Origin of the sequence: Pseudomonas sp. (genome assembly GCF_050739655.1) — a bacterium.
In the GTDB taxonomy this organism is placed as follows: domain Bacteria; phylum Pseudomonadota; class Gammaproteobacteria; order Pseudomonadales; family Pseudomonadaceae; genus Aquipseudomonas.
Window position 1 is genome coordinate 1 of record NZ_JBOIBY010000404.1, and the last position, 18059, is coordinate 18059.

An 18059-nucleotide genomic window follows, 5' to 3' on the forward strand; every position below is an offset into this window, starting at 1 on the left:
CCTTTAGATCAATTCACGGACGTCGACGAAACGACCGTTCACAGCGGCGGCCGCGGCCATGGCCGGGCTGACGAGGTGGGTACGACCACCGGCGCCCTGACGGCCTTCGAAGTTGCGGTTGGAGGTCGAGGCGCAATGCTCGCCACTTTCCAAACGGTCCGGGTTCATCGCCAGGCACATCGAGCAACCCGGCTCACGCCATTCGAAACCGGCTTCGAGGAAAATCTTGTCCAGGCCTTCCGATTCGGCCTGCGCCTTCACCAGGCCCGAGCCCGGCACCACGATGGCCTGCTTGATGGTCGAGGCCACTTTGCGGCCCTTGGCGATCACGGCGGCGGCACGCAGGTCTTCGATGCGCGAATTGGTGCAAGAACCGATGAACACGCGGTCAAGCTGAATATCGGTGATCGCCTGGTTGGCGGTCAAACCCATGTACTTCAAGGCGCGTACGATGGAGTCGCGCTTGACCAGGTCCATTTCCTGCGCAGGATCCGGTACGTTCTGATCTACCGCCAGGACCATTTCCGGCGAAGTGCCCCAGCTGACTTGCGGCTTGATCTGGGTGGCGTCGAGTTCAACCACGGTATCGAACACCGCATCGGCATCGGACACCAGGTCTTTCCAGGCTTCGACGGCCATGTCCCACTCCGTACCCTTCGGTGCGAACGGACGGCCCTTGACGTATTCAACGGTTTTTTCATCCGCCGCCACCAGACCTACGCGAGCGCCGGCCTCGATGGACATGTTGCAGATGGTCATGCGGCCTTCCACGGACAGGTCGCGAATCGCGCTGCCGGCGAATTCGATGGCGTGGCCGTTACCGCCGGCGGTGCCGATCTTGCCGATCACGGCAAGTACAATGTCCTTGGCGGTGACGCCGAACGGCAATTGGCCTTCGACGCGCACCAGCATGTTTTTCATTTTCTTGGCGACCAGGCACTGGGTGGCGAGCACGTGCTCGACCTCGGAGGTGCCAATACCGTGAGCCAATGCGCCGAATGCGCCATGGGTCGAAGTATGGGAGTCGCCGCAGACCACGGTCATGCCCGGCAAGGTTGCGCCCTGCTCCGGGCCGATGACGTGGACGATGCCCTGGCGAACGTCGTTCATCTTGAATTCGACGATGCCGTATTCATCGCAGTTGTCATCGAGGGTCTGGACTTGCAGACGCGAGACCTGGTCAACGATGGCGTCGATGCCGCCCTTGCGCTCCGGTGTAGTCGGTACGTTGTGGTCCGGGGTCGCAATGTTGGCATCGATGCGCCATGGCTTGCGCCCGGCCAGACGCAGGCCTTCGAAGGCTTGCGGCGAGGTCACTTCGTGGATGATGTGACGATCGATGTAGATCAGCGCAGAGCCATCGTCGCGCTGCTTGACCAAATGCGAATCCCAGAGCTTGTCGTAGAGCGTTTTGCCGGCCATCAGACGGTTTCCTCATCAGCTTGTTTCTATGCCCCGGGCTTTGAGAGCTCAATAACCCTTTGGCTTGTGAGGCTGATCCTATGGGGTTACATTAAATAACTCAAATTCATATTTTTTATGCTTTGGATAACCAACTGGAATACGACCATGGACCTGGCCAACCTCAATGCCTTTATTGCCATTGCCGAGACCGGAAGCTTCTCCGGCGCAGGTGAACGGCTGCATCTGACCCAACCGGCGATCAGCAAACGAATCGCCGGGCTGGAGCAGCAATTGAAGGTGCGCCTGTTCGATCGACTGGGCCGCGAGGTCGGGCTGACCGAGGCTGGCCGCGCCCTGTTGCCCCGGGCCTACCAGATTCTGAATGTCCTTGATGATACGCGCCGTGCGCTGACCAACCTCACAGGTGAGGTGACCGGTCGTCTGACCCTCGCCACCAGCCACCACATCGGCCTGCACCGTTTGCCACCCTTATTAAGGGAATTCACCCGCCGCTACCCGCAAGTCGCGCTGGACATTCAGTTTCTCGATTCGGAAGTGGCCTACGAGGAAATCCTTCATGGTCGCGCCGAACTGGCGGTCATCACCCTGGCACCCGAGCCCCACGCGCTGGTCAAGGCCACGCCTGTGTGGGACGACCCGCTGGACTTCGTGGTCGCCCCGGAGCATTCGCTGATCAACAACGGCACGGTCAACCTGGCGGATATCGCCCTGCACCCCGCGGTTTTCCCCGGTGGCAACACCTTCACCCACCACATCGTCCAACGCCTGTTTGAAGCCCAAGGCCTGACGCCGAACATCGCCATGAGCACCAACTACCTGGAAACCATCAAGATGATGGTGTCAATTGGCCTGGCCTGGAGCGTGCTTCCGCGCACCATGCTCGATGATCAGGTTGCGCGAATACCCCTGCCGGGCATACAACTGTCTCGCCAGCTAGGCTATATCCTGCACACAGAACGGACACTGTCGAATGCAGCACGGGCCTTCATGGCCTTGCTGGACGCGCAAATCGACCTGCCAGGGACTCAAGGCTAACTTGTGCTACTCCTATAGAGCCTCGAAATCCCGTATCAAATGCTCAATTCAGCCTAAGGCTTGCCAATGCCGAAATCTGTTGACCGTATTCCGCCGATGCCGCGCATTCAGGCACTGGATCCCAAACGCTCCGAGCAGAGCTGGGAAAGTGCCCCACAATTGCTGGCAGCCCTGAACGGCGCACGTTTGGGAGCCTGGTATTGGGATATCGAACGTGGGCAGATCAGCTGGTCGCGGGGTACGCAGGCACTGTTTGGCTTCGATCCTCGGCAACCCTTGCCTGCCGATCTGGAATACCTCGACTTGCTGCCCCCCGAAGACCGGGCGAAAACCGTCCGCGCCTTCCACGCCGTGATCGCCGGCGCCCCGCTGGAACAAGCGATGCACCACCGTATTCGCTGGCCCGATGGCAGTTTGCATTGGCTGGAGATCAACGGCAGTTTGCTGCCGGACAAGCACGGTCGACCACGGATGATCGGTGTGATCCGCGAGATCACTCACCAGCGCCAGCGCGAACAGGCGTTGAGCAGCTCGGAAAAGCGTTTCGCCACGCTGTTTCACCTGAGCCCCAACATGGTGCTGCTGACGCGTCAGGAAGATGGCCTCATCACGGAAGCCAACCAGTATTTTGAAAGCCTGTTTGGCTGGCCGGTGCAGGACGCGATTGGCCGCACCACCCTGGAACTGGGGCTGTGGGTGCATCCCGAACAACGGGCGGCGTTGGTCAAGGCCACCAAGGCCAAGGGCGAGTTGATCAACATGGAGGTGCAATTTCGCGCCAGCAATGGCCAGATCCATGACGGCATCCTCAGCGCGCAAAAGGTCGAACTCGAAGGCCAGCCGTATCTGCTGAGTACCTTCCTCGACACCACCGAGCGCAAAGCGGCCGAACATGCCCTCAAAGACAGCCAGGAACGCCTCGACCTTGCCCTGGATTCCGCGCAACTGGGCACCTGGGACTGGGACATTCCCAGCGGCATGCTCTACGGCTCGGCCCGCGCCGCGCAGTTGCACGGGCTGGACGCCAAGCCGTTCCATGAATCCTTCGAGGAGTTTTTCGAAGGCGTGCCCGACGGAGAGCGCGACACCATGCGCGACGCCTACCGCACCTTGCGCGAAGGCCCGGCCGGCAACTATCAACTGACCTATCGCGTGCAACTGCCCGACGGCAGCTCACGCTACCTGGAAAGTCGCGCCCGGCTCTATCGTGATGAAAGCGGCGTACCGCTGCGCATGGCCGGCACCCTGCTCGACATCACTGATCAGGTGGAACGGGAACAACAACTGGTGGCCTCCGAAGAGAAATTCGCCACGCTGTTCCAGGTCAGCCCGGACCCTATCTGCGTGACGCGCCAGGACACCGGCCAGTTCATCGAGATCAATTCCAGTTTTACCCAGACCTTCGGTTGGAGCGCTGCGGATGTGATCGGGCGCAGCGCCGACGAAATCGGCCTGTGGGACGCTTCGGCAAAAAGCCTGCAACGCATCGAGCAGGTCATCCGCGAGCAAGGCCTGAACAACGTGGCGATCATCGTCCAGCACAAGGATGGGCAATTTCTGACCTGCGTGATTTCCAGCCGCCAGATCAACGTCGGCGACCAGCCGTGCATCGTCACTAACCTGCGCGACATCACTCAACAGCAACGCTCGGAAGCGGCGCTCAAGTCCAGCGAAGAGAAATTCGCCAAGGCGTTTCACTCCAGCCCCGACGCCATCACCATCACCGAACGCGACACCGGACGTTATCTGGAGGTCAACGACGGTTTCTGCCGCCTGACCGGTTATCGTGCCGATGAAGTGATCGGCCGCACTGTGTATCAGGTCGGGATCTGGGCTGAAGAGAAGCAGCGCGCGGCATTGTTGGGCGAATTGCAGGTCAAGGGCCGGGTCCATCACCTGGAAATGCTGGGGCGCAACAAGCGCGGCGAATTGCTGACCGTCGAAGTCTCGGTGGAACCGATCACCCTCAACGAAACCGCGTGCCTGCTGCTGACCGCGCGGGACGTCAGCTTGCTGAAAAACGCCGAGGCGCAAATCCGTCACCTGGCTTACCACGACCCGCTGACCAACCTGCCCAACCGCGCCTTGTTGATGGATCGCCTGAGCCAGCAGATCGCGCTGCTCAAACGCCACAATTTGCGTGGTGCACTGATGTTCCTCGATCTCGACCACTTCAAGCACATCAACGATTCCCTCGGCCATCCGGTAGGCGACACGGTGCTGAAGATCATCACCGCTCGCCTGGAGGCCAGCGTGCGCCTGGAAGACACCGTCGCGCGCCTGGGGGGCGACGAATTCGTGGTACTGCTCAGCGGCCTGGAAGGGTCGCGCAACGAAGTCAGCGATCAGGTGAGCGAACTGGCCGACACCATTCGTGAACTGCTGTCCGAGCCTATGTTCCTCGACGGCCAGCGCCTGCAGGTGACGCCGAGCATCGGCATCGCGCTGATCCCCGATCACGGCTCAACCCCGACTGACCTGCTCAAACGCGCCGACATCGCCCTGTACCGGGCCAAGGATTCGGGGCGCAATACCGCGCAGATGTACCACAACACCATGCAGAAGGCCGCCAGCGAGCGTCTGCGCATGGAAACCGACCTTCGCCTGGCCCTGTCCCGCGGCGAGTTTCATGTGCACTACCAACCCCAGCTCGACGCCCGGGACAACCGCATTGTGGGTGCCGAAGCACTGGTGCGCTGGAACCATCCCGAACTCGGCGCGCAATCACCCGCCGAATTTATCAAAGTGCTGGAGGACAGCGGTTTGATCCTGGAGGTCGGCACCTGGATTCTCGACGAAGCCTGCCAGGCCTGCCGCCACCTGAACGACAACGGCCTGATTGACCCGTTCGATTTCAGCCTGTGCGTAAACATCAGTCCCCGGCAGTTCCGCCAGAACGACTTCGTCGAGCGCATCGAGGCAAGCCTGGCGCGCTATGGCCTGCCCTGCTCGATGCTAAAACTGGAGATTACCGAAGGCATCGTCATCCAGAACCTGGAGGACACCATCAACAAAATGCGACGCCTGAACAAGCTCGGCGTCAGCTTTGCCATGGACGACTTCGGCACCGGCTATTCGTCGCTGACTTACCTCAAGCGACTGCCGGTGGACACGCTGAAAATCGACCAGTCATTCATCCGCGATGCCACCACGGACCCCAACGACGCCGAGATCATCCGCGCCATTGTCGCCATGGCCCGCAGCCTTGAATTGAAGGTGATTGCCGAAGGCGTGGAAACAGCCGAGCAATTGGAGTTTTTGCAGGGGCTGGGCTGCCATTTTTATCAAGGGTATTTGCACAGCAAGCCACTGCCGGTGGAGGCGTTTCAAAAGCTTTTGAGGTAACCCGGACTTTTGCGCATTGATCGTTCCCACGCTCAGCGTGGGAATGCAGCCCGGGACGCTCTGCGTCCCAAATCAAGAGCCGAACGCGGAGCGTCCGTTGAGGCATTCCCACGCGGAGCGTGGGAACGATCTGTATCGTGGGCACACCACAAATCCGTAGGAGCCGGCTTGCTGGCGATGGCGGCAGTGAGGACGCCAAGGCGGGCAAGCCAGGTTTGGCGATTGCCTTCAGGCCGCCTCAGCCACCGGCAATCCCAGCAAGCGCGAGACGTGATCGAGCTCAGTCTCGCGGCGCAGCACGGAAAACAGCTCTACCGCCTCGGGATAATTGCGGGTCAGCATCGCCAGCCATTGCTTCAGGCGGCCCGGTGACTGGCGTGCGGTCATTTGCGCCTTGGCTTGCAACCAGAAGTCCTGGATCAGCGGCAGCAGCTCGGCCCAGGTCATCTCGACCACTTCTTCGCCGGCCCGCGCGGCAGCGATCTGCCGCGCGAGATCCGGACGCGAAACCAGGCCGCGACCGAGCATGATGTCTTCCACGCCACTGATTTCGCGGCAACGGCGCCAGTCTTCAACGCTCCAGATATCGCCATTGGCAAACACCGGCACCTTGACCACGTCCTGCACCCGCGGAATCCACTCCCAATGCGCTGGAGGCTTGTAGCCATCCACCTTGGTCCGGGCGTGAACCACAATGTGCTCCGCCCCACCCTCGGCCAGGGCCGTGGCGCAAACCAGCGAGCCGTCCGGGCTGTCGAAGCCCAGGCGCATCTTGGCCGTCACCGGAATGTGCGCAGGCACCGCTCGGCGCACATGCTCGACAATCTGGTTCAGCAGCTCCGGTTCCTTGAGCAGCACTGCGCCGCCACGGGACTTGTTCACGGTCTTGGCCGGGCAACCGAAGTTCAGGTCGATCACCTCCGAGCCCAGCTCGCAGGCCAGCGCGGCGTTCTCCGCCAGGCACACAGGGTCCGAACCCAGCAGCTGCACGCGCAGCGGCACGCCAGACGCCGTCCGCGCACCGTTGAGCAGCTCCGGGCCGAATTTGTGGAAGTAGGCTGGCGTGAGCAGCTGATCGTTGACCCGAATAAATTCGGTCACGCACCAATCGATGCCGCCCACTCGGGTCAGCACGTCGCGCAGGATGTCGTCGACCAACCCCTCCATGGGCGCCAAAGCAATTTGCATGAACAAACACTCGCAAAAAAACGTGCGGCAGTTTACTGGATAACGCAGAAAATCGCAGAGCCCATATGGCGCGGGAACGGCCCGCGCCCGACCATTCGTCACCGCAATGGGGTGCCGTTGCCGCTCAAACGGGCCGTCGGCCCCTCAGGTTTTTTGAATCCGCCGATCCCGCAGGTATTCAAGTACTGCCTCTCGCTCACCGGCAAACTCGATACGCGCGCCTTTTTTCTCCCGCTGAAAGACATACATCGGGTCGTAATATTCAGTCAGCAAGCCTTCGATCCAGCCTCGGTGCAAATCTACGGCACCGCTGCGCCCCTGCTCGGCCAATGCGTCTTCCATCAGGATCAGCATCCGTTGGTGACGCTCACCTCCCAGGCGCTTTTGAACATTGTTCAGGCTATCGAGCATGCGCTCGGAAAACAGCACAAAGCCTTCGTCGCCATGCACATCGATGAACTCGGCACACAAATCCACCACGTAATCTCGCAAGATCCGCTCGACCCGACCTTGCAGGCTGTCCTCGAGCCAGACCATCGGAAACTGTTGCATGCCCTGATACACCGGCAACGGCAGCGCACAACTGCCAACCGCCCGATTCTCGTCTTCGAGGACAAATTGCTCGATACCGCGAGCGCGCTTTTTCAGCACGTCCACCGCCAGGCGGTTTTCGAAGTCGATGTTGGAAGGCTGACCGGTGGCGCGTTTGCCGAAACTGGAGCCGCGATGATTGGCGTGGCCTTCAAGGTCCAGGCCGTTGTCCAGCTGTGTGAGGACTTCGGTTTTGCCGGTGCCGGTCATACCGCCCAGCAACACGAAATCGCACTGGGCAATGGCTTGATCGACGGTTTCCAGGAGGAACGTACGCATGGCCTTGTAGCCGCCGCCGACCCGTGGATAGTCGATGCCTGCCTCGTCCTTGAGCCATTGCTGAACGATCTGCGAACGCAGGCCGCCGCGAAAACAATACAAAAGCCCATCGGGATGCGCCCGGGCGAAGTCCGCCCAGGCCTGGACGCGTTCGGCCTTGACGGCGCCAGACACCAGTTGATGACCCAACTCGATGGCGGCCTGCTGGCCGTGCTGCTTGTAGCAGGTGCCAATACGCTGCCGCTCGTGATCATTCATCAGCGGCAGGTTAACTACGCCGGGAAACGAGCCTTTGGAAAACTCGATTGGCGCACGGGCGTCCATCATCGGCCGGTCGTTGAGGAAGATGTCGCGGTAATCGGTGCAGTCGACAGACATCAAGCCACCTCGACCGCATTGCTCTGTCGCTCGACCAGTTCGCCGATTGGCGCCAGGTTCATGCCCAGATCGGCGGCGACCTTGAGGAACTCAGCATTGCCCTGGGGAGTGACGGCGATCAGCAGGCCACCACTGGTTTGTGGGTCGCACAACACGCGTTTATGGAGCTCCTGCAAACGTCCGATCTTGCTGGCGTAGCTGTCGTAATTGCGCAACGTACCGCCCGGCACACAGCCCTGTTCAAGGTAGTACTCGACACCCGGCAGGCGCGGGACCCGGGCGTATTCGATACGCGCGGTGAGGTTGCTGCCATCGGCCATTTCCACCAGATGACCGAGCAGCCCGAAACCGGTGACGTCAGTCATGGCGGTCACCCCTTCGAGTTTGCCGAAGCGACTGCCGGGTTTGTTCAGGGTGCACATCCAGTCTCGGGCCAGGCCTACGTCGGCACTGCGCAATTTGCCCTTTTTCTCGGCGGTGGTGAGGATGCCGATGCCCAAGGGTTTGGTCAGGTACAACAGGCAACCGGCGGTGGCGGTGTCATTGCGTTTCATGTGGCGTTTTTCCACCAGCCCGGTCACGGCCAGGCCGAAGATCGGCTCCGGCGCATCGATGGAATGGCCGCCAGCCAGCGGGATTCCCGCCTCATCGCACACCGAGCGTCCGCCACGAATGACTTCCCGGGCAATCTCCGGCGCCAGCACATTGACCGGCCACCCGAGGATCGCAATCGCCATCAACGGATCACCGCCCATGGCGTAGATATCACTGATGGCATTGGTGGCGGCAATTCGGCCGAAATCGAAGGGATCGTCGACGATTGGCATGAAAAAGTCGGTCGTCGACACCACGCCGCGCTCTTCATCGATGGAATACACCGCCGCGTCGTCCCGCGAGGCGTTGCCGACCCAAAGCTTCGGGTCCAGATTCTGCGCCCCACTGCCCGCCAGAATCACTTCCAGTACCTGGGGGGAAATCTTGCAACCGCATCCAGCGCCATGGCTGTATTGGGTCAGGCGGATCGGCTCGCTCATCGGGGGCACCTCGTGGGATCAGTGCGAGCGATTCTAGCAGAGCGGGCTTGGCGAATTGCGGAGGATGGTCCCGTAACCCCTGTGGGAGCTAGCCTGCTAGCGATGATTGCCGGAACACCGCGTTTCGTCAGGCTGGTCGCGTCATCGTTGACGACCATCGCTAGCAGGCTAGCTCCCACAATTAGAAATCCAATCGGCCCTGGCTGTTGCTGTTGCTCTGGCCTGTGATCTTGCTTTGGCTTTTGATCTTGCATTTGATCTTGATCTTGATCTGCCCCGTCGGAAGGCCGAGCGCAGGTGTTCATCCGGGGGGCAGGCGCGCAGCGCCGTGCGGCGAAGCCGCACACATCGAGAGGAGGTGCAGCGCAGCAAACCGGAGGCGATGCCCCCGGATGGACACCGGAGCGAGGGAATGCCGAGCCTAGGCGAGGCACCGTACGTCAGGGGATCAAAGCGCTTGGTTACTTGGCGCTTTTCCAAGTAACCCGCCGTAAGGGCGGAACCAATAGCCGCCGCTACCGCAGCAATGGATATGTACCCCATCAAAAAGCCAGAAACTTGCTCACCCCAAGATCACCCTTACGGCAACAAAATCACCTTATCCCCGTTCCCCTGATTCACCTCGGCATACCGATCCAACCCTTCAGCCAGCGGCGACTCAAACAACCCCTGCGGCAGCGGCAACAAATCCTGATCGAAGAATGTGCCGAACTGATCGAGCATCGCCGCACAGGCCTGCACGCCATACAGCAACGAATTGATCCCCACCACCGAGCCACCTTTGCGATACAGCGCCAGTGCCGGCAACTGCACCAGGCCATCCACCGGTGCGGCGATGATCGCGATGCGGCCAAAGGTGGCCAATGCCGCCACCGAAGCAGGCAGCCAGAAGCCTGTGGTGTCGAAAATCACGTCTGCGCCACCGGTGAACACGGCGTTGACCTGCGCCCCAAGATCTTCCGGCTTATCCAGTTGCAACGTCTGATAACCCTGGGCCTGCAACTCCTTGACCTGCTCCGGCCGGCGCGCTGCCGCCAGCACCTGGGCGCCGCGCACTTTTGCCAGTGCCAGTGCAGCACTGCCCACCGCCCCGCCGCCGATCACCAGCAAACGCGTGTCGGCGGTTACCAGGCTGCGCTCCAGCGCATCCCACGCCGTGGTGTAGGGCACACCGAGACTGGCCGCTTGCGCGAAACTCAGGTGAGTCGGCTTGAGTGCCACGCCATTGGCCGGCAGTTTGACGAACTGCGCATGGGAGCCATCGGCAAAGAACCCCAGCTCACGGCCAGTGCCCCACACCTGCTGACCGACCAGCGCTTGCGGGCCGTCGACCACGATACCGGCGAAATCACGACCGGGAATTCTCGGCAACGTCGTGTAGGGAAAGCGTCCCAGCACATTCTTAACATCGCTGGGATTAAGGCCCGCAGCCTTGATTTCCACCAGTACCTCATCGACACCGGGAACGGGGGTTGGCACCTCAACGTAGCGCAAGGCCGAGAGGTCGCCGGTTTTGTCGAACTGTAATGCTTTCATGGGGGTATTCACCGAGTAGACGAAGAGGTGTCAGGAAATCCAGCCAGCGACCAACTGCCGGCCCATGGGCCAGAGCTTTTCGCCAGCCAGCATGCCGAGCAACCCGATCAGCGCAATGGCTGGAGGCGCGGGCGAACGAAAGTCCAGGGCGCCGTAGAGCAAGCCGACACCCAGCCCGATAACCAGTGAAATGAAGTAGCTCATGGCAGACTCCGAGGGCCGTTGAGGTAGGCCCAAAGTCTAGAGAGCGCGGGTGGCGAGCATCGGCCAAGTGCTTCTGAATTTCGGCCAAACCCGGGTAGTCGAGTCAGCCCTGATCCTGACTTGCGCAAAACTGTGAAGGCGCAACACCCAGCGCTCGGCGAAACATGTCGCTGAAACTGCTGGGTGAATAGCCCAGCTCACGGGCAATCGCACTGACCGGCACGCCTTGGATCAATTCAGCCACCGCTGTGGCCAATTGCACCTGCCGCCGCCACTCGGCGAAGCCCATGCCCAACCCGTCCTTGAACAATCGCGCCAGGGTGCGCACGCTGGCACCGGCGTTTTCGGCGTGTTGCTCAAAAGGAATATCCAGCGATGGCGCGGCCATCACCGCCTGGCAGAGGTTCGTCAGGCGTCGGTCGGAACCGTCCGGCAGGGCAATTTTCAACAGCGAACGCCTGGCCCGCTTGAGCTCCAGCAACGCCAGCCCCACCAGCGCCTCGTAATACTCGGGGGCGCCGTCATCGCCCTGCTCCACCAGGCCAACGATCAACTCGCGCAACAACCCGCCGACTTCAATGACCTGCACGCTGTCATCCAGCGTCGCCGCCAGGGACGGTCGCAGGTAGATGTTGCGCATTTGCAGGTCCGAAACCACCCGAATCCCATGGGGCACCCCAGGCGGCAACCACACTGCCCGCTGCGGTGGCACCACCAGCGCCTCATGGGGCGTCTCGACCCACATGACCCCGCTCATTGCATACAACAACTGCCCCCAGACATGCTCATGGGGCTCGATGAACAGCCCGCGCGGATAGGTTCGCGCCAGCGGTTGCACGGGCACATCGGTATCAGTCAGATCGGGTGGGGCAGCGAGGGCCATGGTCAATGATCATTGGGGGATGGCGGAGGCTTCATGGTAACCAGACGCTGAACTCGCCGCCAGCGACAGCATCTGCCCGACAATTGAAATGAATTTTCCGAGTGGCCCGCGATCCCTCTAAGTAGAACAGGGAGGACCAGAGCTTTATGAACAACGCAAAACTTTTCGTCATTGAGTACACCCTTTATGGCGCCCCCAAGTCGTTCATTATCCGTTTGGACAAAATGGACAATGCAGAGGCTTGGCATTGGGCGAGCTGCGACGCAGGGATCGGAAGAATCCCCCGTTTCGGCCGGGAAAAGGTGCAAAAGACCAGCAAACCGATGGCGGAGAAGTTTGGTGTGGAGAACGTCAAGTGGCGACCGGCGGGCTAGTCCGCCCATGATCGTCAGCAAGTGAAGGCTGGAGGATGACAGCCAGAAACCAAAAGTGGAGCCCTCAAGGCTCCACTTTCCTGTGCGCGATCATCGTCAGTGAGCGCACTTACAACCTTCATGGCTGCATTCTTCACCGTGTTCGTGGTGCTTGGCGCAGGCTTCGCAGCAATAGTGCTTGCCGTGACGCACGATGGGATGCTCACCCAGCTTGCAGTTGCATTTAGGGCAGTCACATTTGCGGTCATCGGTCATGGATCTGACTCCTCTGGTGGTGGTCGTCGGGCTGTATGGATAAGCCGTTTAACCAGTGTAGAAGTTGGTCAGGGGTATGACTCGGGAGATTACGCTGGTTAAGAGACCGCCATCGCGGGCAAGCCCGCTCCCATAGGTTTTGCGTCGACTGCAAGGTTTGCGTCCGTACCTTCAGATACGGAACTGCCCGACCAGACCGCCCAAACGCTGCCCCAGATCCGCCAGGCTGCGGGAAGTTTGTGCGCCCAATTGGGTTTCGTCCGCCACGTTATCCACCGCCACCGCAATCTGATGCACGCTGCGATTGATCTCCTCCGCCACGGCCGTCTGCTCTTCGGCCGCACTGGCGATCTGTGCGTTCATTGAATTGATGGTCGCGATCAACTGCGCCATGGTATCGAGCGACGCACCCGCTTCGTTAGCCTGAACGGATGTACCGTCACCCGCCTCACTGGAACGGCGCATGGCGTCCACCGCCGACTGGGTGCCGGCCTGCAAGCGGTCGATCATGCCCTGGATTTCCTGGGTGCTGATTTGCGTGCGACTGGCCAGCGCCCGCACCTCGTCGGCCACCACCGCAAACCCACGCCCGGCTTCCCCGGCCCGGGCCGCTTCGATGGCTGCGTTGAGCGCCAGCAGGTTGGTCTGTTCGGCAATCGAGCGAATCACCCCAAGCACGCTGACAATCGACGACACGTCTTTCTGCAAACTGTCGAGGGACACGCCGCTGCTGCGAATGTCGTCCACCAATGCATGAATCTTGACGATGCTGCCCGCCACCACGCGCTTGGCGGCCTGACCTTCTTCGTCGGTCTGCTGGGCAGCCACCGCTGCATTTTGTGCGCTCTTGGCCACTTCCTGGGCAGCGGCTGACATTTCATTGATGGCCGTGGCGACCTGATCGGTCTCATGGCGCTGACGCTCCATGGCTTGATCCGATCGGTTAGCTTGTTCGGAAACTTGAGTCACCAACCCGGTCAGTTGCGAGGTCATTTCGGTGATCTGGCGCACCAGGCCATGAATCTTGTCGACGAATCGATTGAACGAGCCGGCGAGTTGGCCCAGTTCATCCTGGCTGGTGATGGTCAGGCGACGGGTCAGATCGCCCTCGCCCGCCGCGATGTCATCGAGGTTGGCTTTCATCGAGTTCAGCGGACGCAGAATGGTGTTGGCCAACAACATCCCGGCAGCGGCGATCAGCAACAGCACCACCACAGCTACACCGACAATGCTCAGTACCACGCCTTGCATGCGCTCCTGGACCTTGGCCTCGATCACCGCGACCTGCGCCTCGATACCGTCGAGGTTTACCGAGGTACCCACCGCCATGTCCCATTTCGGCAGGTATTCGGTGTAACCGAGCTTGGGCACCAGCACCTGGTTGTTACCCGGCAGCGGCGAGCTGTATTGCAGATAGTGCGTACCTTCCTTGGCGACTTTCACCAGGTCGCGGTTGACGTAGACCCCGTTCGGATCGCGGTTGTCCTTGAAGCTCTTGCCCACGCCTTCCGGATCCTTGGCCTTGAACAGGCGCACGGTGTTGGAGTCATAGCCGAAGAAGTAACCCTCCTTGCCGTAAGTGATGTTCGACAGCAATTTGATCGCCTGCGCCCGCGCCGCGTCGTCGCCTTGGGCGGCAGCGTCGTACAAAGGCTTGATCGTGGTCATGGCCACGGCAACGTAACTTTGCAGGGTGGCCTTGGCATCGCTGAGCAGGCGCTCGCGAGTCACCTCGACCTCCTGACGGGCCTGGTTCTGCAGGATGAACAAGGTGGTCAGGCTGATGACCAGCGCGAAAAGCAATACCGGGAGGACGGCAAGGGACAGGACTTTGGCCTTCAGGCTCATGCGCATGACGTTCACTCTTTTGTTTTTGTTGGCGTGGTTAAAGCCTTTAACGGCACGCCAGATCAAAAGTTGAACGCGATCAATGTGGGAGCGAGGCTTGCCCGCGATGAGGCCAGTACATTCAATATTGATGGCGACTGACACTCAGCAATCGCTAGCAGGCTATCTCCCACAGGGATTTTTGGTGTTACAAGACCATCGCCGCCACCCAGCCGAACGCCAGCAGCGGCAGGTTGTAGTGCAGGAACGTCGGGACCACGGTGTCCCAGATGTGGTGATGCTGGCCGTCGATGTTGAGGCCGGAGGTCGGGCCGAGGGTTGAGTCCGAGGCGGGTGAGCCGGCATCGCCGAGCGCGCCGGCTGTGCCGACGATGCACACGATCGCCAACGGGCTGAAACCCAGTTGCACACACAGCGGCACGAAAATCGCGGCCAGGATCGGCACAGTGGAAAAGGACGAGCCGATACCCATGGTCACCAGCAATCCAACCAACAACATCAGCAAGGCACCCAGGCCTTTGCTGTGGTTGATCCAGGAGGCCGAGGATTCGACCAGCGTCTGCACCTCACCCGTGGCCTTCATCACTTCGGCAAATCCTGACGCCGCGATCATGATGAAGCCGATCATCGCCATCATCTTCATGCCTTCGGTGAACAGGTCATCGGTTTCACGCCATTTGACGATGCCCGACACCGAGAAGATCAGAAAACCCACCAAAGCGCCGATGATCATCGAGTCCAACAGCAGTTGAATGATGAACGCCGCGGCGATGGCCACACCGGCCACCATCAGGCTCAGCGGGTTGTATTGCACCGCGACCTGCTCGACCTGCTCGATTTTTTCCAGGTCGTACACGCGCTTCTTGCGGTAGCTGACGAACGCAATCAACAGCCCCGCCACCATGCCCAGCGCCGGAATGCCCATGGCATGGGTCACGTTGATGCCGCTGATGTCCACGCCGCTGCGGGCGACGTTGGCCAGCAGGATTTCATTGAGAAAGATATTGCCGAAGCCCACGGGCAGGAACATGTACGGGGTAATCAAACCAAAGGTCATGACGCAGGCGATCAACCGACGGTCCAGTTGCAACTTGGTCAGCACATATAAAAGCGGCGGCACCAGCAAAGGGATGAAGGCGATATGTATCGGCAATATGTTCTGCGAAGCGATGGCCACCACCCATAACAGGCCGATCAGCAACCACTTGACCTGACGGCCGCCGGTCGCGTGCTGGCGATCGACCATTGCCAGCGCCTTGTCGGCCAGCGCATGGGCCAGGCCGGACTTGGCAATCGCCACCGCAAAAGCACCGAGCAACGCGTACGACAACGCCACGGTTGCCCCGCCGCCCAGGCCGCTGTTGAAGGCTTTGAGGGTTGCATCGATCCCCAGGCCACCGGTCAAGCCACCGACCAGCGCCCCGACGATCAGCGCGATCACCACATGCACGCGGGACAGGCTGAGTACCAGCATGATGCCGACCGCGGCAATCACTGCATTCATTTCATTACCTCAAGACAAACGGAAAGAGTCCGTCCGGCAGTCTGCGTGAGCCGCCAGCGGATAAAAGAATGGGTTTTATTAGAGGGCGCGCACTTTGCCGGACCGCTACCGCCTTGTCAAAGACATCCCTGTAGGAGCTACCGCAGGCTGCGATCTTTTGATCTTGCGTTTAAAAAGCGAAAGATCGCAGCCTTCGGCAGCTCCTACCGGGGGCAATTGAGTTTCATGGGAGGAATAAAGAAAGCTCAAACCCTGCCGTTACAGTGCAAAGCCCCAGATATTTATCGAATAAGGACGCCTCCATGTCGCTCAGACAACTTTCCATCCAATGGAAAATCACCCTGCTGGCCGGGCTGTGCCTGGCGGGCATCGTGACCCTGCTGGTGGGTCTTTCGCTGTATCGCATGGAGCACAGCTCCGAGCTGGTGAAAGCCTCGAGCATGGAGATGCTGACGGAAGCGGCGCAGGCGCGGATCGAGTCCCAGGGCGAAAACCAGGCCCTGGGGATTCGCCAGCAGTTCATGGACGCCTATCAATACGGCCATGGTTTTTCCCGCCAGGTGCTGTTTCTGCGCGACCAGGCCGAAAAACGCTTTCTTGATGCCTTCGATCTGCGCGAAGACCTGACCCGCCAAGTCAAATCGGCCCTGCAAGCCAACCCCGAATTGCTTGGCCTGTCCCTGGTGTTCGAACCCAACGGACTGGATGGCAAGGACGAATTGTTCAGCGGGCAAGCCGAACTTGGCAGTAACGAAAAAGGCCGTTTCGCGCTGTACTGGTCGCAACCGACGCCGGGCAAGGTGACGTCCATGGCGCTGCCGGAAAGTGATATCGCCGATACCAGCACCGGCCCCAGCGGCGAGCCGGCCAACGCCTGGTTCACCTGCCCGCGTACCCGTCTCAAGCCGTGCGTGATCGAGCCCTACTTTTATGTGATCGACGGCCAGAAAGTACTGATGACCAGCATCGTTTTCCCGCTGATGGTCAATGGCAAGGTCATCGCCTCGCTGTCGGTGGACATCAACCTCGACAGCCTGCAAACCATCAGCCAGGGCGCGAGCAAAAAGCTCTATGACGGCCAGACCAGCGTGAGCATTGTCAGCCCGGCCGGTTTGCTCGCTGGCTACAGCCCGGACGCCAGCAAGCTCAGCCAGCGCCTGGAAGCGGTCGACAAAGTCAACGGTGCCGAGTTGTTGCGCACGCTCGCCGCCAGCAGCAAAACCACCAGCCTGCATAGCGATCAGCAGCTCAAAGTACTGTCGCCCTTCCAACCGATTCCCGATGGAAAATCCTGGGGCGTCTTGCTGGACGTGCCGGAAAAAGTGCTGGTCGGCCCCGCCGAAGCCTTGAAAAAACAACTGGATGAAGGCAATAACGCCGGCACCCTGACCGAACTTTGCCTCGGTGTTCTGGCCGCCTTGATCGGCCTGCTGCTGGTGTGGCTGATGGCCCGCAGCGTGACCAAACCGATCCTCGGCGTGGCCCACATGCTCGAAGACATCGCCAGCGGTGAAGGTGACCTGACGCGACGCCTGGCCTATGACAAAAAGGATGAACTGGGTCAGTTGGCCGGCTGGTTCAACCGCTTCCTCGACAAGCTGCAACCGGTCATTGCCGAGGTCAAACGCTCGGTGCAGGACGCCCGCGGCACCGCGGACCAATCGTCTGCCATTGCCGCCCAGACCAGCGCCGGCATGGAGCAGCAGTATCGCCAGGTGGATCAAGCCGCCACCGCCTCCCACGAAATGAGCGCCACCGCCCAGGACGTCGCCCGCAGCGCCGCCCAGGCGGCACAAGCGGCGCGGGATGCCGATCAGGCTACTCGCCAGGGCCTGACGGTGATCGACCGCACCACTGCCAGCATCGACAACCTCGCCGCAGACATGAGCGCGGCAATGGTCCAGGTCGAAGGACTGGCCGCCAACAGCGAGAAAATCGGTTCGGTGCTGGAAGTGATCCGCGCCATTGCCGAACAGACCAACCTGCTGGCACTCAACGCCGCCATCGAAGCCGCCCGCGCCGGCGAGCAGGGTCGTGGTTTTGCCGTGGTGGCCGATGAGGTTCGCAGCCTGGCGGGGCGCACCAGCGCCTCCACCCAGGAAATCGCCAGCATGGTCGCACGCATCCAGCAAAGCACCCGCGAGGCGGTGATCAGCATGGAGGAGGGCGTGGCCCAGGTC

At 60.7% G+C, this 18059-nt stretch carries 12 protein-coding genes and 4 pseudogenes; 5 read left to right on the top strand and 11 right to left on the bottom strand.

Annotation, left to right across the window (positions count from 1 at the left end; genetic code table 11):
• Positions 1 to 3: 3 nt before the first annotated feature.
• Positions 4 to 1422 carry a 3-isopropylmalate dehydratase large subunit gene (leuC, locus tag ACRESJ_RS19785; protein WP_431759399.1) on the bottom strand — a complete coding sequence of 473 codons (1419 nt, stop codon included), beginning with the start codon at positions 1420 to 1422 and terminating at the stop codon, positions 4 to 6.
• A gap of 147 nt (positions 1423 to 1569) precedes the next feature.
• On the opposite strand from leuC, the gene ACRESJ_RS19790 reads away from it, so the two are divergent.
• Both ACRESJ_RS19790 and ACRESJ_RS19795 read left to right on the top strand, forming a co-directional pair.
• Positions 1570 to 2460, top strand: a complete 891-nt coding sequence (locus ACRESJ_RS19790; protein WP_431759400.1) for a LysR family transcriptional regulator — start codon at positions 1570 to 1572, stop codon at positions 2458 to 2460.
• 66 nt (positions 2461 to 2526) lie between these two features.
• Complete coding sequence (locus ACRESJ_RS19795; RefSeq protein ID WP_431759401.1) at positions 2527 to 5805, top strand: PAS domain S-box protein; 3279 nt, start codon at positions 2527 to 2529, stop codon at positions 5803 to 5805.
• Between the two features lie 228 nt (positions 5806 to 6033).
• Here the strand turns inward: ACRESJ_RS19795 and ACRESJ_RS19800 are convergent, their stop codons facing one another.
• The 6 genes from ACRESJ_RS19800 to ACRESJ_RS19825 form a co-directional block, all read right to left on the bottom strand.
• On the bottom strand, positions 6034 to 6993 hold the full coding sequence (locus ACRESJ_RS19800; RefSeq protein WP_431759402.1) for a tRNA dihydrouridine synthase: 960 nt from the start codon (positions 6991 to 6993) through the stop codon (positions 6034 to 6036).
• Between the two features lie 144 nt (positions 6994 to 7137).
• The gene (gene mnmH, locus ACRESJ_RS19805; RefSeq protein WP_431759403.1) at positions 7138 to 8241 is read right to left on the bottom strand and encodes a tRNA 2-selenouridine(34) synthase MnmH; all 1104 of its coding nucleotides are present in this window, start codon (positions 8239 to 8241) and stop codon (positions 7138 to 7140) included.
• A complete protein-coding gene (selD, locus tag ACRESJ_RS19810; protein WP_431759404.1) occupies positions 8241 to 9275 on the bottom strand; it encodes a selenide, water dikinase SelD in 1035 nt (344 codons plus the stop codon). Before selD ends, mnmH begins: the two co-directional genes overlap by 1 nt.
• A 579-nt stretch (positions 9276 to 9854) precedes the next feature.
• Entirely contained in the window at positions 9855 to 10811 is a 957-nt protein-coding gene (locus tag ACRESJ_RS19815; protein ID WP_431759405.1) for a quinone oxidoreductase family protein, read from the bottom strand.
• 30 nt (positions 10812 to 10841) lie between these two features.
• Positions 10842 to 11015, bottom strand: a complete 174-nt coding sequence (locus ACRESJ_RS19820) for a DUF1427 family protein (RefSeq protein ID WP_192304656.1) — start codon at positions 11013 to 11015, stop codon at positions 10842 to 10844.
• 103 nt (positions 11016 to 11118) lie between these two features.
• Entirely contained in the window at positions 11119 to 11898 is a 780-nt protein-coding gene (locus tag ACRESJ_RS19825; RefSeq protein WP_431759406.1) for an AraC family transcriptional regulator, read from the bottom strand.
• Positions 11899 to 12044: 146 nt separating this feature from the next.
• Between ACRESJ_RS19825 and ACRESJ_RS19830 the strand changes: the two genes are divergently transcribed.
• Positions 12045 to 12272 carry a DUF6555 family protein gene (locus ACRESJ_RS19830; protein WP_431759407.1) on the top strand — a complete coding sequence of 76 codons (228 nt, stop codon included), beginning with the start codon at positions 12045 to 12047 and terminating at the stop codon, positions 12270 to 12272.
• A 96-nt stretch (positions 12273 to 12368) separates the two neighbouring features.
• Here the strand turns inward: ACRESJ_RS19830 and ACRESJ_RS19835 are convergent, their stop codons facing one another.
• The 4 genes and pseudogenes from ACRESJ_RS19835 to ACRESJ_RS19850 all read right to left on the bottom strand — a co-directional run bounded on the left by ACRESJ_RS19835 (position 12369) and on the right by ACRESJ_RS19850 (position 15879).
• Complete coding sequence (locus ACRESJ_RS19835) at positions 12369 to 12527, bottom strand: metallothionein (RefSeq protein ID WP_431759408.1); 159 nt, start codon at positions 12525 to 12527, stop codon at positions 12369 to 12371.
• Between the two features lie 171 nt (positions 12528 to 12698).
• Positions 12699 to 13205, bottom strand: a pseudogene (locus ACRESJ_RS19840) (methyl-accepting chemotaxis protein); the annotation flags it as partial.
• 351 nt (positions 13206 to 13556) lie between these two features.
• A pseudogene (locus ACRESJ_RS19845) lies at positions 13557 to 14381 on the bottom strand (cache domain-containing protein); the annotation flags it as partial.
• A 181-nt stretch (positions 14382 to 14562) separates the two neighbouring features.
• A complete protein-coding gene (locus tag ACRESJ_RS19850; protein WP_431759409.1) occupies positions 14563 to 15879 on the bottom strand; it encodes a Na+/H+ antiporter family protein in 1317 nt (438 codons plus the stop codon).
• Positions 15880 to 16400: 521 nt separating this feature from the next.
• Here ACRESJ_RS19850 and ACRESJ_RS19855 point away from each other — a divergent pair.
• A pseudogene (locus ACRESJ_RS19855) lies at positions 16401 to 17423 on the top strand (PDC sensor domain-containing protein); the annotation flags it as partial.
• A 360-nt stretch (positions 17424 to 17783) separates the two neighbouring features.
• Positions 17784 to 18059, top strand: a pseudogene (locus ACRESJ_RS19860) (methyl-accepting chemotaxis protein); the annotation flags it as partial.